We start from the raw sequence: 25,793 nt of genomic DNA, 5'->3' as shown, positions 1-25,793 counted from the left end.
CGTGAGCTACCAGGGTCGCAATGGTACGGAACGTTTGGCCGGGGGGACCATTCTGTTCCTGAATAGAAGCGCCTTGCTACCCCTTATTATATCGGCTGGCTCACAAAGTTGCTGTGAACTAGTTCACAGTTTCTAATATTCCTTCACCTGAAGCAGATTGCTGCTGCTGGCAGGCGCTACGGGTACTCCTCTGGAATATCAGCGCGCAGGTCGCGTTTGTCCTCGTCCTCTTCCATATCGAGCGGCACGCTTTCGTCAGCTACCTGCACAGCCATCGAAGGTACGGTGCGGCTCTGGAGAACGATGCCGCGTATCAAGCCCCTGGCAGCCGCGCCCAATCTTGGGCGAAGCTCCTCCAGGCTCTGGCGCGCCGCCTGAATCTGCACAGCGCGGATGCGGTCGGCTTCGTTTTGTGTGTCGCCGGTTTGCCAGAGGCGCTTTTCGTCAAGCACCTGGCCGACAGCGCCTTGCACCTGTTGGAGCAAGTCAATGGTCTGGTTGAGGATGACCAGCAGATCGCCCTCGGCCAGATCAATGTGCCGTTGCAGGCTGGCAAGCGAAGCGCCCCGCCACCAATGCAGCGCGACGCCATGAAAGGCGTCGTTGATGCCGGGGCTGACATCCAGACCCAGATCAATCTCATTCATCTGCACGCTGCCAATAACCCGATAGACCTCGCGGCGCAGCAAGGCGAGATGCCGCCAGAGGGTGCTGCGGTTGCGCACCGGGCGGTCATCGTCGAAGGCAAACCAGCTTGCCAGTTCGGCCAGTTCGGAGGCATGGAGACGTTCCAGCGGGATCGCCTGAATCATTTCGGTAAACAGAATACCGGCGGGGTGAAAGATGCTGCGCAGCAAGCGCCCCTTGATGGTGAGCCGATCATGGGGGTCTATGTAGCTGAGCGAGCGCAGGACGCTGATGATGCCGTTGAGTTCGGCGGCGCCTGCCCGGCTGAGCGCGCGGTAACGCTCGCGCTCTGGCGGCGCTTTTTTGCGTTCGCGCCGGGCGCGGCGGCCCCGGCTGGCGTCTTCAGCCGCCAGCGCCTCTATAAGCGCCTGATCCTCGGCAGCCAGGGGGGGGAGTTCCTGGTTTGCCAGGCGCTCTTCGTAGAGCAGGCGATGGCTATAACGCTGAAACTCGCGGAAACTGGCGGCGACATCGCGGCGCAGGCGGCGGATGTCGCCACCGCGCCAGAGGTTCAGGACGGAGTTATAGCGCATACTGAAGGCGCTGTTGACCGGCAAGAGCGCGCCGGTGAGGGCCGCAAACGATTGCTCGAATGGCTCCCAGGGCGAGTAGGGGATGATGGCCGCGCCGCGCTCGTCCATGCCGCGTCGGCCCGCGCGCCCGGTAAGCTGCTGGTATTCGTTGGGGGTGAGCAGGCGCATGCCGACGCCATCAAATTTGCTGAGGCTGCCCACCACGACGGAGCGCGCGGGCATGTTGATGCCCAGCGCCAGGGTGTCAGTGGCGAAGACGGCGCGCAGGCGCCCGCGCTGAAAGAGCGTTTCGACCAGCACTTTCAGTCCGGGCAGTAATCCCGCGTGGTGATAGGCCAGGCCGCGCGGCAGCAGCGCGGTGAGCCGCTGGACCTGCTCCAGTTCGCGGTCTTCGGCTGGCAGCACCTCCAGCCAGGCGTTCACCTCTTCGCGCAGCAGGGTTTGTTCTTCCGGCGTGGTCAGCAGGTGGCCTGCGGCGCTGCTGGCGCTTTCTTCGACGATGCGCCGCCCCGGCAGAAAATAGAGGCAGGGGAGGAGATCGGCCTGGCGCAAGGCGGCCAGGATTTCGCCCGGTTCGGGCGCTTCGCGGTCAGCGTTGGGTCGGCCCGCAGTGGCGGCTGGCTGGCCGGGCGCGGCGCTCCCAGGCCGGGCAGATGCCCCGTCTGTCGCGGGCGAACGGCTCTGGCCTTTGCTTTCGCCGCCAAAGGTATAGACGCGCGCTTCGCCGCGTTCGCGGCGGCGTTTGGCTTCGCCGCCAATTTTGGGGAAGCGTTCCACGCGCCTGCCCTCGGCGTTCATCACCAGATGCAGCCGCCCATCCAGGTAGTAATAATGATCGAGGGGGATGGCGCGCTCGGTGTGCAGGACCAGGCTGATGGGCCGATGCACGCGGCTGATCCAGATCGCCAGTTCATCGGCGTTGCTGACAGTGGCCGAAAGGCCGATCAGCGGCACATGTTTGGGCGAGTGGATGATGGCTTCTTCCCAGACCGGCCCGCGCTCAGGGTCGCTCAAGTAGTGCAGTTCATCGAAGATGACGCAGCCCACATCGTTCAGTTCAGGATTAAGGCGAGCGATGAAGGGCTGCTGCTCAGGCGTTCCTGCCGCTGCTTCGGCTCGCGCCCCTTCATTGAAGGTATCTGCCGGGTCAGAAGGCGTCGTGTCCTCTGACCCGCTGCTGTGATCGCTCCGCGCGCCGTACTCGTCGCGGGCCTCCTCCTCCAGCAGCATATTGCGATAGATTTCGGTGGTCATGACCAGGATGGGGGCTTGATTGCGTTCTACGATGTCGCCAGTGACCAGGCCGACCATCTGCGGACCATAACGGGCGCGGAGATCGCGGAACTTCTGGTTAGAGAGGGCTTTCAGCGGCGCGGTATAGATCACGCGCTTGCCTTGATTGTGCGCCATCCAGATGCCATATTCGGCGACAACAGTATTATGGGTCACGACAAATCCATCAATTACATAGAGACCATCGGGCGCGTCAACAGAGATGCAAACCATCTCTGCTTCACCTTGTGGCTCTATGGCTGCGATAGCACGGCAAGGGTTATGTCGCAGGCGAGCCTGGTATCGCTCTGCTTTACGTTGCAATGCAAATGGAGTAATTCCAGCAGGGAGGATAATGTTCTGGCGATAGGCTTTCTGAAAACCAGTGGACTTCTGACGAATCCGTGTGCGCCCGCCCAGGGACCGAACGAGAAAAGCGACATCTTCTGCCAAAGTAGCAGAGACCGTTGTATACTCCAGGTCAGCTCCACTTATCCCAACGCTCCCATCACTATCGAGCAAGCCCTGAAGAAGAGCCAGGCGCTCGGTGGCTGGGGCAAATTTGTACACATGAGGGATGAACTTACCCTCGGCGCGGTGGCCCATGAGACCAAGGCTGCGCAGTTCCGCTACTGCTGGGTTGCGCGTGCCTGGCTGGCTGCTGAGGATATACCAATCATAAGGGCTACCCATTACTTTTCGTAGGGTAGCGCCTTCGGGAAGTAATGTGCGTACTGATTCGATCAGCTCATGATCAGCCGATGTGAAGTGCAGCGCGCTTGTTGAAAATCCGCCATCGCCGAGGAGTAATCCTAGCAGATAGGGATGGAGGTGTCGCTGGGGAATGGTGGCTACCGCTTCAGCAACAGCACGCTGGTACTCTGCTGTGGCAGTTCTGCGCCCTGTCTCACGATGAGCAACGTACCCCTGGGATACTCCGAGGCGTCTGGAGAGTGCGCGCTGCGTCAGACCAGCCCGCTGCCTGACCGCTGCTACCAGTCTCTCTTCATCGGCTGGCTCCGATTTAGGGAACTCAACCGGTTTCACCAGGGGAATGAAGTGTCGTCTTCCTAACCCGTCGGTCAATCCTTCGGCCAAAATCTGTCGCAGGGTCAGTACTCGCCAGGGGAGTTTGTCGTGTTGGCGGGACTTCGTATTGACAGCCCAAAGATGATCCAGATCGCAAACAACTGAAACCCTATCGGTGAAGGTAACACGATAAGCAGGGCGTTTACCTTGTGGATAGCTGCCGGTCACTTTCACCGGCTGCCCGTTTGCGCCAATAACGAGATCACCAATGCGAAGGTCGCCTATCGCCTTCCAGCCTGTCGGAGTGAGTACTGGAGTAGTAGCCTCAAGCGCTTTTCCTGTTCCCGTGGGCGCGGCCACCAGCACCGAGCGGCCCGCTGCCAGATGGGAAATTGCTTCGCGTTGGAAGGGATCGAGCGCAAAAGGATATTCGCTGGCAAAAGCTTCTATCAGGTCGTCAGCCACCGGCTCCTCCACTCTGCGCGGGTGTCTGGCTTGCGCGCGGCACGATGACCTTGAGGGCGCGCGCGGCTGAGGCTACCAGGATGGGGGTGCGTCCGCGTATTTCGCCATCCAGGGTGACATCCGCCGACTGGGCGGTTTCAATCGCCACTTGCCGCGCTTTGACATGCCGAATGCCAGGAAAGTGTCGGCTGATGGCTTCGCGCTTCCCCTCTACGGGCGCAGAAAGAGCCACCTGAGCCGCCGCAAGCAACTGGCGCAGATCAAATCGTTCGACAATCAAAATGTCTAAGAGGTGGTCGTGCAGTTCGACCCCGGCGAGGGTGAACGCCAACGGACCGCCAAAGATCGGAGAATTGATGACGGCCACCTGTAATGCCTGATAATGATAGGGCCGCCCTGGCTCGATGTCGTTCTCGGTTTCTTCGGGGGCCAGCGCGCAGGCTGGATCAGAAAAACGCAAGGTACAATCAAACGTCTGGGCGACGCTGACGGTCTCGACAGCGGCCAACGGATAGGTGAACCGGCCAAAACGCTCGCGCATCGTGGCGTCGGTTGCTAGCTGAGCGAAAGCGACATTCAGCCCCAGGGTCAAGGCATGGGTAAAGAAGGCATGCTCGCTGGAGACGCGATTGGGCGGGAGATCGCGCTGTTCTGGTTCTTCAACCGCTTGCAGCCTGTGAGGCGTGGTGACAGCCGGTTGTGCGCGGCCAAGGTCAACGTGCCTCACGCGGCCTGTGGCAATGATCTGACAGGCTTCGGCCAGTTCCAGCGGCAGCCGCAGCGAGCGGGCGAAATCGTTGGAGGTACCCAGCGGCAGGATGCCCAGCGGTAACTCACTATGCGCCAGATGCGTGGCGGCTGCGCCGACAGTGCCATCGCCACCGGCGGCAATGACCAGTTCGGTTCCCTCGGCTTGCCATTTGTCGGCCAGTGGCGGCTGTCCGTCCAGCGCCTTGACGTTGTATACATGGCTGATGCCGATGCCCTGTTGTTGCAGAAACAGATGGGCTGCATCGAGAGAAAGCTGTTCTTGATAGATATGCGGGCTGGCGATCACCAGCGCGCGGCGCGGGTGCGCGGGTTGGGATTCCATGCTGGTCCTTTTAGCACTGGGAAGAGAGGCGGCCACAAGGCCGCTCTTGACACTATACGGCTTTCGGCAGTATCATGCAAGTATGAAGCAGGCGGCGTTCCTGGGTTCACGATACGTGCGGTGTGGATGCCCACTGCCTTCCGGCGCAATCTCAGGCGCATTGTTTCTCCCTCTGCCTCTGCCAGAGAAGCGATATGCTCTAAAACAAAGAGAGCCAGGTCACAGCCAAAAGATGAGCCGGAACACAGCTTTTTCTTGCCAGGTCGTGTAAACTCTGTACAGAAAGAACGAACGAACCAGAGAAACCGAAAGCGTTCGTAAGCGAAAACAGATTTCTGGAACGTTTCTCTTTCTGGCAAGCACATTGGGCGCTTGTCGAATTATCCAAACGGAGCTGTTCAGCAGCCCGATGGGGCTGGTACAGCGAACAAAGCACAAAAAGGAGAAAGCGAACATGTCTGGTAGCGTCTTTTCATTCGATGTGGGTCTGGGTGCGTCGGTAAAGAAGTATCTGGTAGCTGTTGACAATGATGTGGACCAGTATCGGAGCACTCTCAACACGCAGGTTAATGATCTGTTGAACAGCTGGCAAAGCCCAAACAAGCAGAGCTTCATTGACGATTGGACCAAGTATAGCTGCGGGATGGATTACATCCACGATGCCGGCCCAAGGCTGGTCGCAGGTCTCACGCATGAGATCGACTTGATCAACCAGGCTGAGCAGGTTGGCTTCTAAAGCTCACGGGGTGTCGCGCATCTCTATGTTGCGACACCCCTCCTCTTTTTTTTGGGGAGATGGATACGATGGAGGACCAGATTACGCCGCGAAAGCCCTCACGCCTCTCTACGCTGCCAGGGGGCGAACTTCGCGCCATATGGGACGAAGGCCCAGGAGCGGTAATGCAGTTCTACCCGAAGGGGGATGGCGTCGTGCTGGACTACATTCGGGTGCGACGGGGAAATCACTCTGTCGGGGCGCCATTGTTCGCAAACGCGCTTCAGGCGGCTGGTATCTTCCAACCCCGGTTTGTCGAGAGTTCCCCAATCATCAACCCAACTCTCTCGAAGCTGATCCAATCTGGCGCGTCCTCGGACTTCGCCCAGGCGCATCGCTTCTTGCGCATTCAAGCCCTGGCCTTTGCGAAGGCGCTGGGAGCTACTATGCTCTGTTTAGAGATAGTAAAGAATCCTCATGGCAACTGGATCGCAAGAACCCAACTCTCCTATTAGGGCGGCGCAATTTTAATCGCCAGCCGCCGCTCTGATAATCCTCTCAATTCCCCCACTTCCGCCGATTGTTCTGCCTGTGTGCTGGGGCCGCGCGCCTCTCATCTGCGCCGCCGCGCCAGGATCAGCGCAGGCGCTGCCGCTGCCAGCAGCTTCTGGAGCATGCCCAACATCACTCTTGCCAGTCGGCCTTAACTGTGCTATCGTACATCACTGAGCAGCCAAACATATTCAGAGCAGAAGCAGCGATTGCTTTGTGGGAACGATGGCCTATGAAACCAGCGCCAACACGCGCCGCTCAGCTTGAATCGCGGCCACCCCTGAAGCGCCTGCGCGAGCGCGTGCAGGGGGCGATGAGCCGCCTGGGAAGCTGGGGGAAACGCCTGCTCTCACCCGGCCAGGAGACGGAGGCAGTTGAGGCGCAGCCGCCCGCGATCAAAGCCGAGGAAGCGGCGCGCGGGCACGAACGTGAACAAACCCCAGGCGCGGGAGCAACCGGGTCGGCGCGGCGTGTGGCCCCTGCGCGGCTCGGCCCGCCAGCGCGCAGCCAGCGTTCCTATTTGACGGAGCCGCTGACCGATACCGTGCCCAGGCGCGCGGAGAGAGGAAGTGTCGGTATGACACAAGCGCCAGGAGATGGCGCTGATGCGCTCGCTGCGCAGCGAGCGCGTGGCGTGCCTGAAGAGCAGGTGGCTGGCCCGGCGCGCCAACAGAGCGCGGAGGGGGAGCCGCCCGCCGGGTCAACGCCTGAGCAGGCTGAGGAGATGCGCCGGGCGCTGACGCGCAAGCTCTTGAAAGGGTCGCGCAATGGGATGCTGCTGACGCTGGAGCCGGGGTATGTGTGGTCGCAAGTGCTGGGGGTGCTGGAGGCGCGCCTGGTGGAAGCGCCGACGTTTTTTCAAGGTTCGGTGCTGAGCCTGGATACGCGGCGTCGCCCGCTGGAGCCACAGGAAATTGATGCGCTGCGAGCGTTGTTGGCCCCTTATGAGATGGCTTTCAAGGAAGTGGGGAGCGATGAATTGAACGATCCGCGTATCCTGCCGAGCGGCGCGGTGCGTCCGGCGTATTCAGGCGATACCACGCCGACCCTGGCTATCCGCGCCAGCGATGCGACCAATGCGCTCTTTACCAGGCGCACTATTCGTTCGGGCCAGCGGCTGCGCTACGAGGGTTCGGTGGTGGTGATGGGCGATGTTAATGCTGGAGCGGAAGTGATTGCGGGAGGCGATGTGCTGGTGTGGGGCGCACTGCGCGGAACGGTCCACGCCGGGTATCCAGGCAATGAAGCGGCGGTGGTTTGCGCATTGATGCTGGCGCCAGTTCAACTGCGCATTGGGGCGCTTGCCAGTCGCCCGCCAGAAGATGGCGACCTGGCGCCGCTGACGCCAGAAGTGGCGTCGGTGAAAAACGGTCAGATTGTCGTTGAAAGCTGGAATGCCGGGCGGGCCTCCCGCCGGTAAGCCAGGCCCTCTACCCAGGAGGAAGCATGGACAGTCGGGTACTTACGATTACATCGGGCAAAGGCGGCGTGGGTAAAACGACCACCGCCGCGAATCTCAGTACGGCGCTGGCGATGATGGGTCGCCGTGTGGTGGCGGTGGATGGTGATATTGGGCTGCGCAATCTGGATGCGGTGATGGGCCTGGAGAGTCACATTATTTATGATCTGGTGGATGTGGTTGAGGGACAATGCCAGTTGAGCCAGGCGCTCATCAAAGATAAGCGCCTGCCGGAACTGTATTTGCTGCCTGCCGCCCAGACCCGCGATAAGAATGCGGTTTCCAGCCTGCAAATGGAGCAGCTTTGCCATCAGCTGCGTCGGCAGTTCGAGTTTGTGGTTATTGATTGCCCCGCTGGAATTGAGCAGGGCTTCCGCAATGCGATTGTGGGCGCTGATGAGGTGGTGATCGTGACGAACCCGGAGATGTCGTCGGTGCGCGACGCTGACCGTATTATCGGCTTGATTGAGGCGGCGGGCAAGCCGGAGCCGCTGCTGCTGATTAACCGGCTGCGCCCTGAGATGATTCGGCGCGGCGACATGATGGATGTGACTGATGTGCTGGAAGTGCTGAATATCGGGTTGATCGGCCTGGTTCCCGAAGATGAGTCGGTCATTGTCGCCACCAATCGCGGCGAGCCGGTGGTGATGGAGCCAAAGTCACTGGCCGGAAAGTCGTTTACGAACGCGGCGCGGCGAGTGATGGGCGAAGATGTGCCGCTGGAAGAACTGGACGCGCCCCAAAACTTGCTTGATCGTCTGCGCCGCTTGATAAGCCCAGGCGCTCGCGCCGCCGAAAAAAGGGCCTGATCCTCAAGACCGGGAGGGTATGAGGCATGGGACTGTTTGATAAGCTGTTTGGACGGAAGAAACAACCCGCGCCATCAACGAGCGAGCTGGCGCGCGAGCGCCTGACGCTGATGCTGGTGCATGATCGGCTGAAGCTGACGCCTGATCTGCTGGACCGCATTAAAGGCGAATTGCTGGAAGTAATCTCCAAATATGTGGAGATTGATGAGTCCGGCGTAGATGTGGAACTGACCCATACCGAGCACTCAGATAAGCTGGTGGCGCGTATGCCGGTCAGACGCCAGCGCCTGCATTTTGAGCGCGATGTGCTGGAGCCGGGCATGGGGAATCCGATTGTGGCGGCGGCGGCGCTTGCCAAGATTCACCAGCCCCCAGCCGATGCCGCCAGCCCGCCTGCTGCGCCTGAGCAGGCCAGCGCCCCATCGTCTGGCGATCAGACGCAAGAGGTGTCGGCCCCGAAGACCCAGGAAACGCCTGCTGCGCCAGCCTCTGAGGCGGCCCCGGTATCTGAGACGCCTGCTGGCTCTGCTGAAAAAGGGGAGGAGTCGGCCACGCCAGCGGCGACGAAAGCTGCTGCGACGGAGGCGGCGGCCCAGCCAGGGGCTGAAGCGGAGCAGCCAGCAGCAGCGGAGGCCGCGCCAGCGCCAGATGCTCCCCAGGAAACGCCCGCGTTGCCTGCCGAGGGCAGCGCGGCCCCTGCGGGCGATTCAGCGCCCGGCGCCTCTGCCGCTGAAGGGACTGCGCCGACAGAGACACCCGCGCCAGCAGCGACGCCGACCAAGGGATAGCCCATTTGGGCTGTTGCTCTTGTATGACTGGGCCGTTAGATATATAGTACGCTCACTTTAGAGCAGAACCACTATGCTCTCCCTGTTTTGATGGAAAAAAGCGGGGAGTCTATGCTGTGCGCTCATCATCGCAGAGAGAACAAACCTCGTAGCAGGCTATTTTTGAGGAGGGCCATTCATGCAAATTCGGGATACAGACCCCCGGCAAGCCCCAGGCAGCGGCTCGCTGGCGCAGTTAGGAGGAGACGCCAGCGGGGGCCTGACGCCGACACCCACCACGACGGTGGTTACGTCAAGCCTGGGTACACGGGCAGAGATGCAGGCGGTGATGGAGACCGAGTTTACCAGGGTGGCTTCGTCCCTTTCAACGCTGCATAAGCGTATGGAGCAGTTGATTCAGGAGAATGATCGCCTGCGCCGCGAGCTGGCGGCGTTGCGCGCCGGGGCCAACGTGGTCGTGGAGATCGAGGGCCGCCGCTTCGCTCTCACGCCCGAAAACGGCTAGCAGGCTCAGGAGCAGAAGCAAGCCGTATCGGTGGCCTGTTGATAGGCCACCGATACGGCTTGCTTCTTTAACCTTCTTTGGCGGCCATATCCACGCCGCGATGCAGGTCTTCGACGCCCAGCGATCCCGCGCCATTGGACGGGGCAGGCTCCAGCGCCTCGGCCAGCACTTCGGAGGCGTCGGAGACAGGGACAAAGCGCATCTGCTCGCGCAGGTCTTTAGGCAGGTCTTCCAGGTCAGGCTCGTTGCGTTTGGGTATGATGACCGTTTTGATGCCCGCGCGATGCGCCGCCAGCACCTTCTCTTTCAGTCCCCCGATGGGCAAGACCTTGCCGCGCAGCGAGATTTCGCCGGTCATCGCCACGTCCGAGCGCGCCTTGCGCCCGCTTGCCAGCGAGGCCAGGGCGGTAGTCATGGTCACGCCCGCCGATGGGCCGTCTTTGGGGGTCGCGCCAGCCGGAATGTGAATATGAATGTCCTTCTCCTCAAAGACAGCGGGGTCAATGCCCAGCGCCCCCGCGTTGGAGTGGACGTAGCTGAGCGCGGCCTGCGCCGATTCGCGCATCACTTCGCCAAGCTGGCCGGTCAGAATCAGCCGATTCTCTTTGCCGGGCGTCATGGCAGCCTCGATAAAGAGGATGTCGCCGCCAACGGGGGTCCAGGCCAGGCCGGTGACAACGCCTGGGCGGTCAATGCGTTCGGCCACTTCTTCCATGAAATGCGGGCGGCCCAGCAGTTCGGGCATCTGGTCGGCGGTGATCTGGAACGGTCCCGCCTGGCCCTCTGCGATACGCATGGCAATCTTGCGGCAGACGGTGGCAATTTCGCGCTCCAGATTGCGCACGCCAGCCTCGCGGGTGTATTCGTTGACGATGCGCCGAATTGCCCCGTCATCAATGCTGATCTCGTCTTCTTTCAGGCCATTGGCCTTGATTTGCTTGGGCAGCAGATAGCGCCGGGCGATATGGATTTTCTGCTCTTCGGTATAGCCCGAAAGCTCCAGAATCTCCATGCGGTCACGCAGCGGCGGCGGGATCGGCTCCAGCGAGTTAGCCGTAGCGATGAACATGACTCTGGAAAGATCAAAGGGTAGATCGAGGTAGTTATCACGGAAGTTATAGTTTTGCTCGGGGTCCAGCACCTCCAGCAAAGCGGAAGATGGGTCGCCGCGCCAGTCTGCGCCGACTTTATCTACCTCGTCAAGCATCATCACTGGATCGTTCGCGCCTGTGCGGCGGAGTGTCTGGATGATGCGTCCGGGGAGCGCGCCGATATAGGTGCGGCGGTGGCCGCGAATCTCGGATTCGTCGTGAATGCCACCCAGCGACATGCGCGCAAACTCGCGGCCCAGCGCGCGGGCGATGGATTGGCCCAGCGAGGTTTTGCCGACGCCCGGCGGGCCAACAAAGCAGAGGATCGGTTCGCGCCCCACCCACGTAGGGGTTTTCTGCTCTTTGCCGTTAGAACTCATCTCGATGCCGACCTCGCTGCCCAGGCGGTCCTCTTTGAGTCGGCGCACAGCCAGATATTCCAGAATGCGATCTTTGATCTTTTCCAAATCGTAGTGATCTTCATCCAGCACCGCGCGGGCGTGCGCCACATCTATCTTCTGGCCGGTACTTTTGCTCCAGGGGAGGCTGACCAGGATGTCAAGGTAGGTGCGGATGACCGAATATTCGGGCGAAGCGGCGGGCAGCTTCTCCAGCCGCGAGAGTTCGCGCATGGACTCTTTTTTGGCCTCGTCGGACATTCCCGCCTGCTCGATCTGCTCGCGGAGCTGGTTGATGGTAGCGGCTTCTTCGCTCTCTTCGCCCAGTTCCTTCTGGATGGCTTTAAGCTGCTCGCGCAGGAAATATTCGCGCTGAGCCTTGCCCATCTCTTCCTGGGCCTGGCTCTGAATCTTTTTGCCCAATTCCAGCACTTCCAGTTCTTTGGTCAGGAATTGGGTCATGACGCGCAGCTTCTCCTGAACGGAATCTTCCTCCAGCAGCCCCTGGCGCATATCCAGGTCCATCTGCACGCTGTTGGCGATCAGGTACACGACCTGGCGTGGGTCGTCAATATTGAGGGCCGCCAGCGCCAGTTCGTTAGGCAGATACTGCACCAGGCTCACCAGGCGCTGGAAAAGCTGAACAGCGTTGCGCTTGAGTGCTTCCAGTTCCACGCCATCTTCCACCACCTCCGACGCTACCTCGACCCGCGCTACCAGATAGGGCTGCTCCGCGATGTATTCCTGAATGCGGATGCGCTCCAGCCCCTGCACAATAATCTGGATCGCGCCGTCGGGCGTGCGCAGCATCCGCGCGATGCGCGCCGCTGTGCCAATGCGGAAGGTGTCATCCGGTCCGGCGGATTCAACCTCCGGCGACTTCTGAGCGACCAGGCCCACCAGGCGATTGGCGCGCATGGCGTCGTCAATCAGCTTGATCGAGCGTTCCTGACCGACACCCAGCGGCATCATGGTCAGCGGGTAGACCACCGTCTCTTTCAGCGGCAGGATCGGCAGCGTATCCGGGATGGTGATGCGGCGCTCGTCTTCAGCCTGCGCGCGCGGGCGCGTCTCTATGGCTTCTGGGGCTGGCTCCTCAGCCTCGCCTGGCTCTGGCGCTTCGCCTTCTTCGTCCCTGGAGGGCTGCTCTCCAGTGATGTAGGCGCCAGCAGCAGATGTCCCTTTGACCGCTTCCTCTAACTCATCCAGCAGTTCTTCCAGTTTTTCCAGGTCTCCTTCCATCAGTTCGGTATCTTCTGCGGCGGCGGCGACTTCGTGATTTTTTCGCTCTTCAGGCATGCGTCATGTCCCCTTTGCTGCTCACTACCAGCGGCCCGCTGGCCGGAGCGTGATAGTGGCGCGGGGTAGGATTGCTACCAGTTTCGCCGCTTTCTGGAGTACTCTGCTCGCTTTCGCGCGTTTTCTGGTCGGGAGTCTCCAGTGGAAGGCGGAATGGCTTTGGCTCGCTGGGCGCGGCTTTGGGCAGCAGTACGCGCAAAAAGCCATCGTCATAATGCGCCTCGACGCGGGCGTGTTCGATGTCAATAGGGATAAATATCTCAACTCTGAAGGGGCCATAGCGAATCTGCGCTTCATGGTAACAGATGGACTCGTCGTGTTCGTGGTCGTCATGGCGTTCGCCGCTGACCACCAGGGCGTCGTGATACAGGGTGACATCAATATCGTCTTCGCGCATCCCGGCCAGTTCGATCTTGACGGTAATGGCGTTGGGCGTCTCGTGGATGTCTGCGGGCGGACGCCACTGGCTGGGCCGATGCAGGAAGGCTTGCTGCTGACTCTGGCGCACCAGTTCGTGCCAGAGTTGGTGATAGCGGCGCTCAAGCTCTTGCTGTGAGCCTTGAATGTAGCGAGAGGTAACAGAGCGATAACGCAAGCGCATAGGAAATCACCTCGGTTTCTGGGTCCGCGCGGCCTGGAACGCGGGCATGGCTCTATCCATTCGCTGTGGGCAGGTCTTTTTCGCCACTGGCAAGCTCGGCCTGGCACGTCTGGCAGAGATACTCATATTCGGAGCGTTCTTCAGAGAGGGCATCGCTGGGTACAAGCTGGGCTTGCTGGCGCAAGGTGGACTTGCCGCAGCGGGTACACTGCACGTAGCTGACGGGAAAGGCGGTGCGCCGCGTGCCAAGAATATCTTCTTGCATAGCCAAAACCTCCTGTATAGCTGGGGATACGCTGCCGATGCTGGATTGTGCGCGCCTGAAGCGCGGGAATCCATTCCTGATTATGGCATGCCGGGCAGGTGAAATGCAAGGTATTCTGCTGAGCCTGGCGTCAGACAACACGCGGCGGGAGCGGCAGGAGCCACACCCCCCACCGGGCGCCGCCAGGGACGGCGGCGGTACAGGCAGGAAGCCGCCTGTACCGCCAGCCTCCGTGCTGGCGCGGGCGGGGCGGGTGTGGCGCCTGGGCGTTCGCTACAAGTGTCAGGAAAGGAGGGATGCCGGACCCAGCACGCGATCATCGCCAAGCCGTCGGGTAATGCGCCGCTCGTCCAGATGTTCCAGCAAAGCCAGCATATATTTGCGCGAGGTATTCAGCAGGTCGCGGGCCTCGGCAACGGTGATGGTCTGGCGCCCGCGCAGGTGGGCAACGATGCGCCGGATGGCTTCGTCATAGGCGTCGCGGCTGAAGAGGAACGCATCGCTGATCTTGACGAGCGCGCCTTGATCGATCAGCGCGGCGGTAACATCCGGCCCAACCGCCGCCTCGATCTCAGGACGGCCCGGTGGGCTGAAAGGGTCTGCGTGAAACTGACGCATCAAGGCATCCACTTTGCGCTGCTGATCGGCAGTAAAGCGCGGCGCGTGGTCGGGCAGACGCACAGCCGAGGCCGAGGCTGCCTCGGCCAGATCGCCTGCGGCCACCAGGGCCGCTAATACGTCGCTGGCCTGGCGCGGCGAAAGACCCAGCCGCCCGCGCCATTCTTCCCTGGGCAAGCCTGCGCGCAGTGGGTACTGGCGGTGATGCTCAGCGGCAATCGCTCTGGCCGCTTCGCGCAGCCGCTCCCAGACAGGCGCGGCAAAATAAAACGCTCCCACCCGTGTGACCTGCCCTTGCTCCGCTAATGTCTCCAGGGCAGCGCGCGCTTCTGCTAATGAGAGGCCGCTGCGCCGACTGGCTTCCTCTTCTTCGTAGCCCTGGAGGCCATGCAGCGCATACCCTGGCGGGGCTGCGCCTGATTTCTTACTGTCCGGGCGACGTGGGCCAGCGCCCGCCGCGCCGTTGAGGGCTGTGAACATGACTTCTTCGGGCGCGCCGCGTTCAAGAATCTCCAGGGCGGCCAGCACAGCGGGCTGACGGCGTTTGTGATTGCGTGGCTGGGTGTCAATGATTTCGCCGCCGCCGATGGTGAGGCTGGGCGAAGGGATACGCAGGATAAAACGGTCACGCCGGACGACAGCCACTGGCTCGGCCAGCTTCAACTGCGCCCAGCCGCGCTCGCCGGGCCGCAACTCGTCGCTCTCCAGCAGCCGGACACGCGCCCGCGCTTCTTTAGCGCCAACATAGAGATCAACTTCGGCGTTGTGGGTGAGTGGGCGCGGCGCGCTGCCCAGCAGTTGCAGGCGCGCGTCAAGCAGGGTTGTGGTTCGCAATCGCCCCGGCAAGCTGATAACATCGCCGCGCGCCAGATCGGTTTTGGCGACGCCCACCAGATTCATCGCGGCGCGCCCGCCGGGCTGGGCGGTCTCCACGCTGGTTTTGTGTGTCTGAAGGCTGCGAATGCGCGCCCGCAAGCCCTGGGGCAGTATCTCGACTTCCTGGCCGACGCTGACCGAACCATCCAGCAAGGCGCCGGTGACGACAGTGCCAAAGCCCTGGATGGTAAAGACGCGATCAACCGGCAGGCGCGGGCGGCCACTGTTCTGGCGGCCAGGGGTCGTTTCCAGCAGGCGATCCAGTTCCGCCAATAGTTCAGGCAGGCCCGCCCCGCTGTAAGCCGAAACCGGCAGGATGGGCGCGCCCGCGAGCGTGGTCGTGCTGAGCCGGGCGGCCACTTCTTCGCGCACCAACTCGCGCCAGTCTTCCTCCACCAGATCGCACTTGGTCAGCGCGACAATTCCCCGACTGACACGCAGCAGATCGAGGATCGCCAGATGCTCTTCGGTCTGGGGCATGATGCCCTCATCGGCGGCGACGACCAGCAGGGCCAGATCGATGCCGCCGACACCGGCCAGCATGTTCTTGATAAAGTTTTCGTGGCCTGGAACATCAACGATGCTGACCTCGCGCCCGCTGGGCAGGCGCAGCCAGGCGAAGCCAAGATCAATGGTCATCCCGCGCGCTTTTTCTTCGGCCAGGCGGTCCGGGTCAATGCCGGTGAGCGCGGTGACAAGGGTGGATTTGCCGTGATCAACATGTCCGGCGGTTCCGATACAACTCATGACTGAGAACTCATAGCTGGGCAAGAGGGTATGGGTGCATGCAGGTCAACGCCCCTTTCCGCTGATTATAACCCCTGGCGGTCTGCGGCTGCCAATTTGGCATCTGAAATATCACCGCCTGGCTTGTGGATAACTTTGTGGATAAAGATGTGGATAAGTGCCGATTTATCCCCAATTGACTGTGGATAAAGCGAGAGCAGGTTCCTCAAGCGGCAATGTATGGACGTTTATTGGCAGATTATGCTGACAAAGATGGCATTTTATCCACATATCCACAACCAAAGCTCAGCAGGAGCGATTTGCAAAGTGAAGGAATCGAGTGTATAAAAGAAGATGCCGCCTACTTCATGGCCCCAAAGATGCTTATGTGTTTTGCAAGCTAATGGTATAATCGTCTTTAGAACTGCTGTTCGATATTGTTGGGCTGAGAGCCAGTGTTTCTCTCAAGAGAGCGTGTCTCATGGAAAAGTTGCTGCCGCAGAATATCGAGGCCGAGGAGGGAGTACTCGGCAGCATCATTATTGACCCGGAGGCGGTGGTCCAGGTTGCCGACTTTCTGCGCCCCGAAGATTTCTACCGCGACGCGCATCGCGCGATTTTCCAGGCGGTGCTTGATCTCTATGCAGAGCGCGGCCCGGCTGATCTGATTACGCTGTGCGATGAACTTCAGCGGCGTGGGCGGCTGGAAGAGGTGGGCGGCGCGGCGTATATCTCATCGCTGGTGAACGCGGTGCCGACCAGCGCCAACGTCGAATACTACGCGCGCATTGTGGAGCGCGAATCTATCATGCGGCGGCTGATTCACGCTGCCGGGCAGATGGCGGCGCTGGCCTATAACGAAAGCGACGCCAATATTGCCCTCGATAAAGCCGAGCAGTTAATCTTCTCCATCAGCCAGCGTTATAACCGCTCCGATTTTGACGACCTGCGCACCCTGCTGGAAGACTATTATGAGAAGCTCGACAAACTGCACGAGCAGCGCGGCTCGCTGGTCGGCCTGCCAACTGGTTTCCACGATCTGGATAAAATGACCGGCGGCCTGCAAAAGTCCGATCTCATCATTCTGGCGGCGAGACCGGCTGTAGGCAAAAGCGCCCTGGCCTTGTCGCTCGCTTATAATACCGCGCTCAAGAAGAATCGCGTGGCGTTTTTCGCGCTGGAGATGAGCAAAGAACAACTGGTGCAGCGCCTGCTGGCAATGGATACGGGCATCGATCAGCAGCGGCTGCGCACGGGGATGATCGAAGATGAGGAGTGGGAACGCATCAGTCGCGCTATCGGGCGGCTCTCGCAGATCGATCTGTATATTGATGATACGGCGGGTATCTCCACGATGGAGATGCGCAGCAAGGCGCGCCGTCTGGCCGCCGAACGTGGTATTGATCTGGTGATCGTTGATTATCTGCAATTGATGCAGGGCCACGCTGGTGGGCGCAACGAGAACCGCGTGCAGGAGATTTCGGAGATTAGCCGGAACTTGAAGGCGCTGGCCCGCGAATTGGATGTGCCGGTGCTGGCGCTCTCGCAGCTTTCGCGCGCGGTGGAGAGCCGACAGTCGCGGGTACCCCAGCTTTCCGATCTGCGAGAGAGTGGCTGTTTGACAGGGGAGACGCTGATCTATCTGCCTGATGAGGGGAGCTATCGGCGCATTGATAGCCTTGTTGGGCAGAGCGGCTTTAACGTCCTGGCGCTTAATACAGAGACATGGAAGCTGGAGCCACGCCCGGTGCTGCGCGCCTTCTCAACCGGGCATAAGCTGGTATATCAGCTCAAAACACAGCTTGGCCGCAGCATTCGGGCAACCGGCAATCACCAATTCTTAACCATTGAAGGCTGGCGGCGGCTTGATGAGATGAAGCCTGAGATGCGTATCGCCTTGCCGCGCACGTTGCCCGGCCCGCAAACAGCGACGGTGCCTCAAGAAGAATTAGCACTGCTGGAAGCGATGGGCATTGATGGGCTACGCTCCTATGAAAAGTTTGTTCCGGCCTGTGTCTTCGCCCAGCCGCGAGAAGAAATTGCCTGCTTCTTGCGACATCTGTGGGCGACGGATGGAACAGCCTGGTCTCATATAACTCATGCCCCCACCATCTATTATGCGACGAGCAGCCTCAAATTAGTGACTGATGTGCAGTCCTTGCTTTTGCGTCTGGACATCAATGCCAGGGTGATATGTGTCCCACAACCAAATAAGGGGCGCGATCAATACCATGTGGATGTTTCTGGGAAGCCCGATCAAGAGCGATTCATTAACCAAATTGGAATCGTCGGCGAGCGCAAGCAAAAGATGCTGGAAGGGGTGCGGGCATATCTAGCAACTCGCACTGCGAATACCAACCGTGATGTGGTTCCCCGCTCTGTTTGGCGAGAGATCGTATATCCGGCCCGCGTGGCTGTTGGCATGACGGAGCGACAGATGCAAGCTGCGATAGGTGTAGCCTATTGTGGCAGCACTTTGGCTAAGAGCAATCTCAGCCGGGAGCGCGCCACTCGTGTAGCTGAGGTAGTACGTTCAGAGGAGTTGATGCAGCTTGCGAGCAGCGATGTGTACTGGGATGAGATTGTTTCTATTGAGTTGGATAGTGAAGAAGAGGTGTACGACCTGACAGTAGAGGGTCTGCATAACTTTGTGGGCAACAATATCATTGCTCACAACTCGATAGAGCAAGATAGCGATATAGTATTGTTTATCTATCGAGATGAAATCTATAATCCAGACAGTGATCGCAAAAATATCGCCGATATTATTGTTGCCAAGCACCGCAACGGGCCGATTGGGCAGTTCAGCCTGTACTTCAAGTCCAGCCAGACGCTGTTCCGCAACCTTGATCTCCATGGGACGCAGCCGTAGGAGTGTAGTCGTATGCCAGCCTTCAGTGGTTTTCCTGCCGGGAAGAATCCCTCGGTCCCGCTGCCGGAGCAGTTTTTTACCGCGCTGCTGCCGGAGATTGAGGATTACGCCGAACTGAAGGTGACGCTGCATCTCTTCTGGAGGCTTTCGCAGAAGCGGGGGACGCCGCGCTGCGCCAGCGAGCGTGAACTGGCTGCCGACCCGATCTTGCGGCGGAGCCTGCGGCGCAAGGGCGATCCGCGCCCGCCGGAGGAACGATTGCGCGCGGGGTTGGAACTGGCGGTGGCGCGCGGTACGCTCCTGTGTGTGCGGCTGCGATTGGATGATGAACTGGTGGGCTGGTACTTTTTCAATACGGAGCCGAGCCGCCAGGCGGTGGCGCAGCTTCGGGAGGGCGAACTGCCCGCCGAACGATTGTTGAAGCTGGAGGGTCCGGCGGGCGAGGCTGGCGCGTCGTTTGCAGCAGGCGCTATCTCGGTGGAAGTGGACCAGCCCACGATCTTTACGCTCTATGAGCAAAACATCGGTCTGTTGGTACCGCTGCTGGCTGATGAACTGAAGGATGCCGCTGAGCATTACCCCGAAGACTGGATTATGGACGCTTTCCGCGAGGCGATGCAGCAGAATAAACGCAACTGGAGCTATATTCGCGCCATTCTGCGGCGCTGGGAAACCGAAGGCAAAGGAGGGGTGAGTCATGGAACGCCTGGGCGATTCGCTCGCTAATTATCCGCAGCGTCGTCAGCAGCCGCCCAATGGCAACGGGCCATCCGAGCAGCTTTCGCTGGATCACCTGCTGGATGAGGCTAGCAGAGAACATGGCGCGGCCAGGTCACAAACGAAGGCCAGTCGGCGGCAGGACGGCGATCAAGCCTGCCCGATCTGTCATGGCGCGGGCTATCTTGGGCAAGACTTGCCGGTGGACGACCCCAATTTTGGCAAGATTGTGCCTTGCGTCTGCAAAGAGAAAGAACTCAAAAATAAGCGTCGTCTGGAACTGGGGCGGCTTGCCAGGCTCGATTCGCACTGGGACCAGACCTTTGATACGTTCGATCAGAGCGTCCCCGGCGTTCAGGAAGCGTATCGGATGGCGCACGCCTACGCGGATGACCCGCAAGGATGGCTGGTCTTGAGTGGCCCGGTTGGCTGTGGCAAGACCCATCTGGCGGCGGCGATTGCCAATGTCTGCCTGGAGCATGATAGCCTGGTGATTTTTTCGACGGTTCCTGAACTTCTGGATCATCTGCGCACCGCGTTTGCCCCCAGCAATGAGATGCCCTATCACGAATTGTTTGATCGCATTCGGGAGGCGTATTTGCTGGTGCTGGATGATCTGGGTGTGGAGCATTCTACGGCCTGGGCAACGGAAAAACTTTTCCAGATCATCAACTATCGCTACGAGTACCGCATGCCCACGATTATTACGACCAATACGGACTTGAAGGGCCTCGATCTGCGCATTCAATCGCGCCTCTTTGATCTGGGGCTGGCGCGCCGCTGTCATATCAAGGCAGCGGATTATCGCCCGCGCAATGTGCCTGCCAAACAGGGACGCCGCTCCTAGCGGGAGATGTATGCGCTGGCTGCTTCACGATTGATTGGTTGGCGGCGGTTTGGCGGGAGCCAGAAAGGCGCGATCAGTGACCAGGCGGTGTGGGTGAAAGGCGTGGTTAGAGAGTTGGGCTGGCGCTGCGCTTTTGGGTTCCTGGTCGCTCTCTGAAGCGCCAGATGTCTGCTCTCGCGGGCGCGTGGGCAGCCGCAGCGGGCGGGGGGTTTCGCGCCCGCGCAGGGGAATGGTTGGCGATTTCGGCGGCAGCGCCCTGGTTGGGGCGCCGGTGGTGATTTCATCGTCGGCTGGCGTCTCGTTGGCTGCGGGGGCTGCCTCTGCTCGCGCCTCTTCAGAAGCCTCGCTCTCTTCATGGGCGCTGAGATAGCGCAGGGGGATATTACCGATGGTCAGCGTATCCCCATCTACCAGCCGCTGAGGCGAACTGAGGCGCTGCCCGTTGAGGGCGGCGCCGTTGCGGCTGCCCAGGTCTTGCACGTACCAGCCGGTTTCCTGACGGAGAATCTGCGCGTGCTGGCGGGAGATCGAGGCGTCGGGAATGAAGACATCGCACTCGCTGCTGCGGCCAATCGTGATCACCGCTTTGTTGAGTTGAAAGACCTGTCCTGCTCCTGGCCCGCCGCTGAGCAAGAGCCGCCCGCCAGAGATTTCTGGCTGAGCAGGCTGAGGGCGCAGCGCGGGAAGCGCGAGGGTTTCACCGTCGTGAGCGCCGCCATCCTGCTCCTGCTGCGAAGCGGGCCGGGCGTTCTGGCGCATCTGGCGCAGTGGGTCTTCATAGCGAAATCGCTGGCCGCCAATCTCCAACAGATCGCCATCCTGAAGCGGCGCCAACCCCCAGATCTTCTGCCCGTTGACGGACGTGCCGTTCATGCTGCCGCGATCCATCAGATAGGCGCGGCCACGATCCAGGCGCAGTTCGGCGTGGTAGCGCGAGGCCAGATCGGTCTCCAGCAGGATGTCGTTATCACGTTCGCGGCCCAATAAGATCACCTGGCGGCTGAGCGCGACCCGGCGCTGGAGGTAAGGGCCATCGAGATGCACCAGGACGCCCCAGGTGACACCTGGCCCCAGCGGCTCGCGCTGGCGTTCTTCGAGGCTTTCGCTGACCGGAAGGATGCGCACAGCGCGGCTCGCCTGGCGCAGACGCAGTTGGCGGGGGTCGAATGGCGGGGCCAGCAGCAGAAAACCGGCGCTGATGCCCAGCGGGAGCATCCAGCCGATCACCGCAACCCAGGCCAGCCAGAGCAGCACTTCGGAAACGCTCAGCGCCGGTCCTTGCAGGTCTAGCCGGGTCTGACTCCAGATAATGGCTGGCAGGATACAGACAGCAGCAGCCAGACACCCCAACATAGCGCCTGCCAGTTGGCGCGGCGTGCCACGCCTGCGAGCGAGCGCATACGTGGCGACTCCCGCCGCGACCAGCAGGCTGCATCCCAAACCACCGTAGCAGCCCGCGCGGAACCACATAGGGAAATTTGCCGTGATCACTATGCCCCTCATTCCATCGGCCAGATGTTTTGCTGCTGGCGCTCTGCCGCAATATCAATCACACGAGTAATTGGTTCAATGCCGTGATCGTGTTCGCTATCGCCTTGCTGGTTGGCCTGCCGCCCCAGATTGTGCTGTCCCAACAGCGATGTTTCCCAGAACTCCTGTACGGTGCTGGTTGGCCCCAGCGCCACGCCTAGAAAGGCATGGGAGGCGCTGATATAGATAAACGGGCGCATATGCAGGCTCTCGATGGCCGAGGCCATTGTTAACGTAGTTTCCACACACATGCCTATCCCCGATTGCAGCAAATCTTTGGGAAGCAGGATATTTTCGACCTGTGGCTGGCCGTAGTGAATGGTAATGCGGCTGTAGCGGATATGGTAATCCTGCTCCAGAGTGTCATAGATGGCGTTGACCTGATTGATGACATCTTGCTGGGAACCATCATACCCGATCAGCGAGGTCGTGCCGGGATAGAGCGAGGGGTTGTCTTTGATGCGCTGAGTGGTGCGATCAAGCAACTGGCGGATAGCAGGGTCTTGTGGCGTGACCCAGCCCGCCAGGAAATCAGCGTCGCTTCGGCCCTGCGGGTCTATCCAACTCATGGCGCGGCTGCTGAGCAGACGCAGCGGCTTGCTATCTTCGCAGGATTTGCCCGACGCATCGCGCACGCGCAAGACCACCTGGCTATCTCGATACGAGACGTTTGCCAGCGTGTCAATGACGCCAGGGAGAATGGGGGGATGAAAGTCCTGCGTTTTCCAGCCAGGCGTGGCGTCTACAGCAATGGGCTGCTCTAGCGAGAAGTTTGGAATCTGGACGCTCAGCGTGATGTGCTGGGGCGCTGCGCTGCGATAGCGCACCGTGAGCAGCCTGGGAAGGTTGCTATAGAAGCCGGTCAGCAATCTTGGCCGGTCGCTCCTGTCGGCGGCCAGCGCCTGCGGGGCAAGGCTCCAGGTAAACTCAGCGCCGCACGACCCCTGGCCGTAGCTGGCGTAGGCTTGCTGATAGAGTTGATAGGAGCGCAGACCACCCCCCACGTACACGGCAGCGGCAAGGAAAAGGCCGAGCAGGAAGAGGCCAAGTTTCAGCGCGCGTTTCCCCAGGATGCTCATGAGCCAGGTTCCGATGCTGTATAGGCTTGCTGTATCGCAATGCGGTTGAATCTACGAAGGCCCGGCGCAGGCGGACGCGCTCCGGGGAGCGTGGAGATGATGGGGGTTGCCTGCCCTCTCCTGTCCTCCTGGCAGCACCAGGGTAGCACAGGCGCGGCATCTCAACAAGGGAAAGTAGTACTTTTGGGGAATAGAGACGCCAGAGAACGTTACTGTGAGTGTCAGGAGGATGGGCAGCGCATGCGCTGCCCATCCTCCTGACGGGGCGCTAGGCGCTCTGGACTCCGGCGGGTGTCTTGCGCTCGAAGGCCAGGCCGTTGCCGAGCGGCGCGACATCAACGACAATGGTATCGCCGTCGCTGAACGCGCCCTGAAGCAGCAGCTTCGAGAGCGGATTTTCGATCTCGCGCTGAATCGCTCGCTTGAGCGGGCGCGCTCCAAAGACGGGATCGTAGCCTTCGCGGGCCACCAGGTCTTTGGCGGCGTCGCTCAGTTCCAGCGTAATCTTGCGATCCGCCAGCCGCTTTTGCAGGCTGCGCGTCTGTATCTCGACGATCTGCTTGATCTGCTCCTGCCCCAATGCCTGGAAGACGATAATCTCGTCAATACGATTGATGAACTCTGGCCGGAAGTATTCGTGCAGGCGCTCGCGTGTCTCTTTGGCAAGCTCGTCGTCGGTCAGGCCGTCCAGTTCATGGAGCCACTGATTGCCCAGGTTGCTCGTCATGATGACCACCGTGTTCTTGAAGTCCACGGTGCGCCCGTGTCCATCGGTCAGGCGGCCATCATCCAGCAGTTGCAGCAAGACGTTAATGACATCGGCGTGGGCCTTCTCGATCTCGTCAAAGAGGACGACGCTGTAGGGTCGGCGGCGCACCGCCTCGGTCAACTGGCCGCCCTCGTCGTAGCCGACGTAGCCGGGGGGCGCGCCGATCAGACGGCTGACGGTGTGCTTCTCCATGTACTCGGACATATCAATGCGCACCATCGCCTGCTCGTCATCGAACAGGAACTCTGCCAGGGCGCGCGCCAGTTCGGTCTTGCCGACGCCGGTTGGCCCCAGGAAGATGAAGCTGCCCAGCGGGCGATTCGGGTCTTGCAGGCCCGCCCGCGAGCGCCGCACTGCATCCGAGACGATGGCAATCGCCTCGTCCTGGCCGACAACGCGCTGCCGGATGCGCTCCTCCATGTTGAGCAGCTTCTGTACCTCGCTTTCCATCATGCGGGTGACGGGGATGCCGGTCCAGCGAGCGACGATCTCGGCGATGTCTTCGGCGGTCACTTCCTCTTTGAGCATGCGCCGACTCTGCTGAAGCTCGTCCAGGCGCGCCTTGGCTTCCTCAAGCTGGCGCTCCAGATCGGCGACGGCCTTCTTCTTCTCCAGGTGCGCCGCCCAGGCGTCGGAGGTATTGCGTTCCTGTGCCGAGCGGAAGGCGCGCTCCAGATCGATCTGCGCCTGATCTAGCTGTTCGTTCAGGGCGCGAATGCGGGCAATTGGCTCCTGCTCGCTCTCCAGGTGCATCTGAATGGCGCGCTGCTGTTCGCGCAGACTTGCCAGTTCGTGATCAACGCGCGCCAGACGCTCCAAGCTGGCGGGGTCGTCTTTCTGCCGCAGTTCTTGCTGCTCGCCCACCAGCAGGCCGATCTTGCGCTCGACATCGGCCAGTTCGACGGGCTTGCTGTCCAGCGTCACGCGCAGACGGCTGGCGGCTTCGTCCACCAGATCGATGGCTTTATCCGGCAAAAAGCGATCAGTGATGTAGCGGTGCGAGAGTTCGGCGGCGGCCACCAGGGCTTCATCGGTGATGCGGATGCCGTGATGTACCTCGTATTTGATGCGCAGGCCGCGCAGAATCTCCAGCGTTTCTTCGACGGTTGGCTCACCAACCATCACCGGCTGAAAGCGCCGTTCCAGGGCGGCGTCCTTCTCGATGTACTTGCGATATTCGTCCAGGGTCGTTGCGCCGATGCAGTGCAGTTCGCCGCGCGCCAACATCGGCTTGAGCATGTTGGAGGCATCCATCGCGCCTTCGGCTGCGCCCGCCCCGACGACGGTATGTAGTTCATCAATGAAGAGGATGATCTGGCCGTTGGAAGACGTGACCTCTTGTAAGACAGCTTTCAGGCGATCTTCGAATTCGCCCCGGAACTTGGCTCCGGCGATCAGCGCGCCCAGGTCCAGCGCGACGACGCGGTGATCGATCAGCGTCGTGGGCACGTCTTTATTGACGATGCGGTTTGCCAGTCCTTCGGCGATAGCCGTTTTTCCAACGCCCGGCTCGCCGATCAACACGGGGTTATTTTTGGTGCGGCGGCTCAGCACTTGAATGACGCGGCGAATCTCTTCATCGCGGCCAATCACCGGGTCGAGCTTGCCCTGTTCGGCCTGCGCGGTGAGATCGCGGCCATACTTTTCCAGCGCCTGATATTTGCCTTCAGGGTTGGTATCGGTGACTCGCTGCGAGCCGCGCATCTGAGAAAGCGCCTTGCGGGTGGCGTCAGGTGTTGCGCCTGCCGACCGCAGCAGGCGCGGCGCAACACCGTCGCGCAGCCCTTCCAGGGCCAGCAGCAGATGCTCGGTGCTGAGGTATTCGTCTTTGTAATGCTCGGCCTGCTTCCAGGCGTCCTCAATCGTCAGGCGCAGCCGCGATGCAACCGTTGGCTCCAATCCACCGTAGACTTTAGGGAGGCGATCTAGTTCCGCGTTGACCTGGCTGCGCAGCAGCGAGGGAACGCCGCCAATTTTAGTAATAATTTCGGGGACAATGCCGCCATCCTGCTCCAGCAGGGCAGAGAGTAGATGCTCGGCGTCTACCTGGGGATGGTTGTGTTCCTGGGCGATCTCTTGTGCCCGGCCCAGCGCGTCGCGGGCTTTCTCGGTGAAGCGATCTATCTTCATCGCCATTGGCGTTCCTCCTCCTGCTGAGGGTGCGTGCAAGTTGATAGGCGGTACGGTATTCGGGAGCG

18 protein-coding genes are annotated in these 25,793 nt (G+C 60.7%); 9 read left to right on the top strand and 9 right to left on the bottom strand.

What is annotated here, in order from left to right; all coding sequences use genetic code 11:
- Nucleotides 1-176: 176 nt before the first annotated feature.
- Nucleotides 177-3,986: a DEAD/DEAH box helicase gene (locus VH599_15590; GenBank protein HEY7349738.1), complete on the bottom strand. Its 3,810-nt coding sequence runs from the start codon at nt 3,984-3,986 to the stop codon at nt 177-179.
- On the bottom strand, nt 3,979-5,079 hold the full coding sequence (locus VH599_15585; protein HEY7349737.1) for a diacylglycerol kinase family protein: 1,101 nt from the start codon (nt 5,077-5,079) through the stop codon (nt 3,979-3,981). Before VH599_15585 ends, VH599_15590 begins: the two co-directional genes overlap by 8 nt.
- Before the next feature lie 454 nt (nt 5,080-5,533).
- Here VH599_15585 and VH599_15580 point away from each other — a divergent pair, with 454 nt between their 5' ends.
- From VH599_15580 to VH599_15555, 6 genes are all read left to right on the top strand, one after another.
- The gene (locus VH599_15580; protein ID HEY7349736.1) at nt 5,534-5,815 is read left to right on the top strand and encodes a hypothetical protein; all 282 of its coding nucleotides are present in this window, start codon (nt 5,534-5,536) and stop codon (nt 5,813-5,815) included.
- Between the two features lie 164 nt (nt 5,816-5,979).
- Nucleotides 5,980-6,309, top strand: a complete 330-nt coding sequence (locus VH599_15575; protein ID HEY7349735.1) for a hypothetical protein — start codon at nt 5,980-5,982, stop codon at nt 6,307-6,309.
- Nucleotides 6,310-6,578: 269 nt separating this feature from the next.
- A complete protein-coding gene (locus tag VH599_15570; GenBank protein HEY7349734.1) occupies nt 6,579-7,766 on the top strand; it encodes a septum site-determining protein MinC in 1,188 nt (395 codons plus the stop codon).
- A gap of 26 nt (nt 7,767-7,792) precedes the next feature.
- A complete protein-coding gene (gene minD / locus VH599_15565) occupies nt 7,793-8,614 on the top strand; it encodes a septum site-determining protein MinD (protein HEY7349733.1) in 822 nt (273 codons plus the stop codon).
- A gap of 26 nt (nt 8,615-8,640) precedes the next feature.
- A complete protein-coding gene (gene minE / locus VH599_15560) occupies nt 8,641-9,402 on the top strand; it encodes a cell division topological specificity factor MinE (protein ID HEY7349732.1) in 762 nt (253 codons plus the stop codon).
- Nucleotides 9,403-9,580: 178 nt separating this feature from the next.
- The gene (locus tag VH599_15555) at nt 9,581-9,907 is read left to right on the top strand and encodes a hypothetical protein (GenBank protein ID HEY7349731.1); all 327 of its coding nucleotides are present in this window, start codon (nt 9,581-9,583) and stop codon (nt 9,905-9,907) included.
- Between the two features lie 67 nt (nt 9,908-9,974).
- On the opposite strand, the gene lon is transcribed toward VH599_15555, so the two are convergent.
- The 4 genes from lon to selB form a co-directional block, all read right to left on the bottom strand.
- Nucleotides 9,975-12,695, bottom strand: coding sequence for an endopeptidase La (gene lon, locus VH599_15550; GenBank protein HEY7349730.1), 2,721 nt, complete (start codon nt 12,693-12,695; stop codon nt 9,975-9,977).
- Nucleotides 12,688-13,296, bottom strand: a complete 609-nt coding sequence (locus tag VH599_15545; protein HEY7349729.1) for an Hsp20/alpha crystallin family protein — start codon at nt 13,294-13,296, stop codon at nt 12,688-12,690. The genes lon and VH599_15545 overlap by 8 nt, the downstream gene beginning before the upstream one ends.
- A gap of 52 nt (nt 13,297-13,348) precedes the next feature.
- Complete coding sequence (locus VH599_15540; protein HEY7349728.1) at nt 13,349-13,561, bottom strand: hypothetical protein; 213 nt, start codon at nt 13,559-13,561, stop codon at nt 13,349-13,351.
- Nucleotides 13,562-13,843: 282 nt separating this feature from the next.
- On the bottom strand, nt 13,844-15,802 hold the full coding sequence (selB, locus tag VH599_15535) for a selenocysteine-specific translation elongation factor (protein HEY7349727.1): 1,959 nt from the start codon (nt 15,800-15,802) through the stop codon (nt 13,844-13,846).
- Nucleotides 15,803-16,262: 460 nt separating this feature from the next.
- Here selB and dnaB point away from each other — a divergent pair, with 460 nt between their 5' ends.
- The 3 genes from dnaB to VH599_15520 are packed head-to-tail and all read left to right on the top strand — an operon-like array spanning nt 16,263 to nt 20,217.
- Entirely contained in the window at nt 16,263-18,653 is a 2,391-nt protein-coding gene (gene dnaB / locus VH599_15530; protein ID HEY7349726.1) for a replicative DNA helicase, read from the top strand.
- Between the two features lie 12 nt (nt 18,654-18,665).
- Nucleotides 18,666-19,379, top strand: coding sequence for a DnaD domain protein (locus VH599_15525; protein ID HEY7349725.1), 714 nt, complete (start codon nt 18,666-18,668; stop codon nt 19,377-19,379).
- On the top strand, nt 19,351-20,217 hold the full coding sequence (locus VH599_15520; protein ID HEY7349724.1) for an ATP-binding protein: 867 nt from the start codon (nt 19,351-19,353) through the stop codon (nt 20,215-20,217). Before VH599_15525 ends, VH599_15520 begins: the two co-directional genes overlap by 29 nt.
- Before the next feature lie 24 nt (nt 20,218-20,241).
- Here VH599_15520 and VH599_15515 read toward each other — a convergent pair whose 3' ends face one another.
- The 3 genes from VH599_15515 to clpB form a co-directional block, all read right to left on the bottom strand.
- Nucleotides 20,242-21,708 carry an FHA domain-containing protein gene (locus VH599_15515; protein HEY7349723.1) on the bottom strand — a complete coding sequence of 489 codons (1,467 nt, stop codon included), beginning with the start codon at nt 21,706-21,708 and terminating at the stop codon, nt 20,242-20,244.
- 8 nt (nt 21,709-21,716) lie between these two features.
- Complete coding sequence (locus tag VH599_15510) at nt 21,717-22,826, bottom strand: hypothetical protein (GenBank protein ID HEY7349722.1); 1,110 nt, start codon at nt 22,824-22,826, stop codon at nt 21,717-21,719.
- Between the two features lie 268 nt (nt 22,827-23,094).
- A complete protein-coding gene (clpB, locus tag VH599_15505) occupies nt 23,095-25,731 on the bottom strand; it encodes an ATP-dependent chaperone ClpB (protein HEY7349721.1) in 2,637 nt (878 codons plus the stop codon).
- Nucleotides 25,732-25,793: the final 62 nt, after the last annotated feature.

The organism is Ktedonobacterales bacterium, from assembly GCA_036557285.1.
In the GTDB taxonomy this organism is placed as follows: Bacteria; Chloroflexota; Ktedonobacteria; order Ktedonobacterales; family DATBGS01; genus DATBHW01.
The sequence above is the reverse complement of the archived record's forward strand: the minus strand, read 5'-3'. Positions and strand labels throughout refer to the sequence as shown.

What these genes read in the sequence shown, in the direction of transcription:
- VH599_15585 (HEY7349737.1), bottom strand. Translation starts at nt 5,079, where the DNA reads ATGGAATCCCAACCCGCGCACCCGCGCCGCGCGCTGGTGATCGCCAGC.
- VH599_15580 (HEY7349736.1), top strand. Translation starts at nt 5,534, where the DNA reads ATGTCTGGTAGCGTCTTTTCATTCGATGTGGGTCTGGGTGCGTCGGTA.
- VH599_15575 (HEY7349735.1), top strand. Translation starts at nt 5,980, where the DNA reads ATGCAGTTCTACCCGAAGGGGGATGGCGTCGTGCTGGACTACATTCGG.
- VH599_15570 (HEY7349734.1), top strand. Translation starts at nt 6,579, where the DNA reads ATGAAACCAGCGCCAACACGCGCCGCTCAGCTTGAATCGCGGCCACCC.
- minD (HEY7349733.1), top strand. Translation starts at nt 7,793, where the DNA reads ATGGACAGTCGGGTACTTACGATTACATCGGGCAAAGGCGGCGTGGGT.
- minE (HEY7349732.1), top strand. Translation starts at nt 8,641, where the DNA reads ATGGGACTGTTTGATAAGCTGTTTGGACGGAAGAAACAACCCGCGCCA.
- VH599_15555 (HEY7349731.1), top strand. Translation starts at nt 9,581, where the DNA reads ATGCAAATTCGGGATACAGACCCCCGGCAAGCCCCAGGCAGCGGCTCG.
- lon (HEY7349730.1), bottom strand. Translation starts at nt 12,695, where the DNA reads ATGCCTGAAGAGCGAAAAAATCACGAAGTCGCCGCCGCCGCAGAAGAT.
- VH599_15545 (HEY7349729.1), bottom strand. Translation starts at nt 13,296, where the DNA reads ATGCGCTTGCGTTATCGCTCTGTTACCTCTCGCTACATTCAAGGCTCA.
- VH599_15540 (HEY7349728.1), bottom strand. Translation starts at nt 13,561, where the DNA reads ATGCAAGAAGATATTCTTGGCACGCGGCGCACCGCCTTTCCCGTCAGC.
- selB (HEY7349727.1), bottom strand. Translation starts at nt 15,802, where the DNA reads ATGAGTTGTATCGGAACCGCCGGACATGTTGATCACGGCAAATCCACC.
- dnaB (HEY7349726.1), top strand. Translation starts at nt 16,263, where the DNA reads ATGGAAAAGTTGCTGCCGCAGAATATCGAGGCCGAGGAGGGAGTACTC.
- VH599_15525 (HEY7349725.1), top strand. Translation starts at nt 18,666, where the DNA reads ATGCCAGCCTTCAGTGGTTTTCCTGCCGGGAAGAATCCCTCGGTCCCG.
- VH599_15520 (HEY7349724.1), top strand. Translation starts at nt 19,351, where the DNA reads ATGGAACGCCTGGGCGATTCGCTCGCTAATTATCCGCAGCGTCGTCAG.
- VH599_15510 (HEY7349722.1), bottom strand. Translation starts at nt 22,826, where the DNA reads ATGAGCATCCTGGGGAAACGCGCGCTGAAACTTGGCCTCTTCCTGCTC.
- clpB (HEY7349721.1), bottom strand. Translation starts at nt 25,731, where the DNA reads ATGGCGATGAAGATAGATCGCTTCACCGAGAAAGCCCGCGACGCGCTG.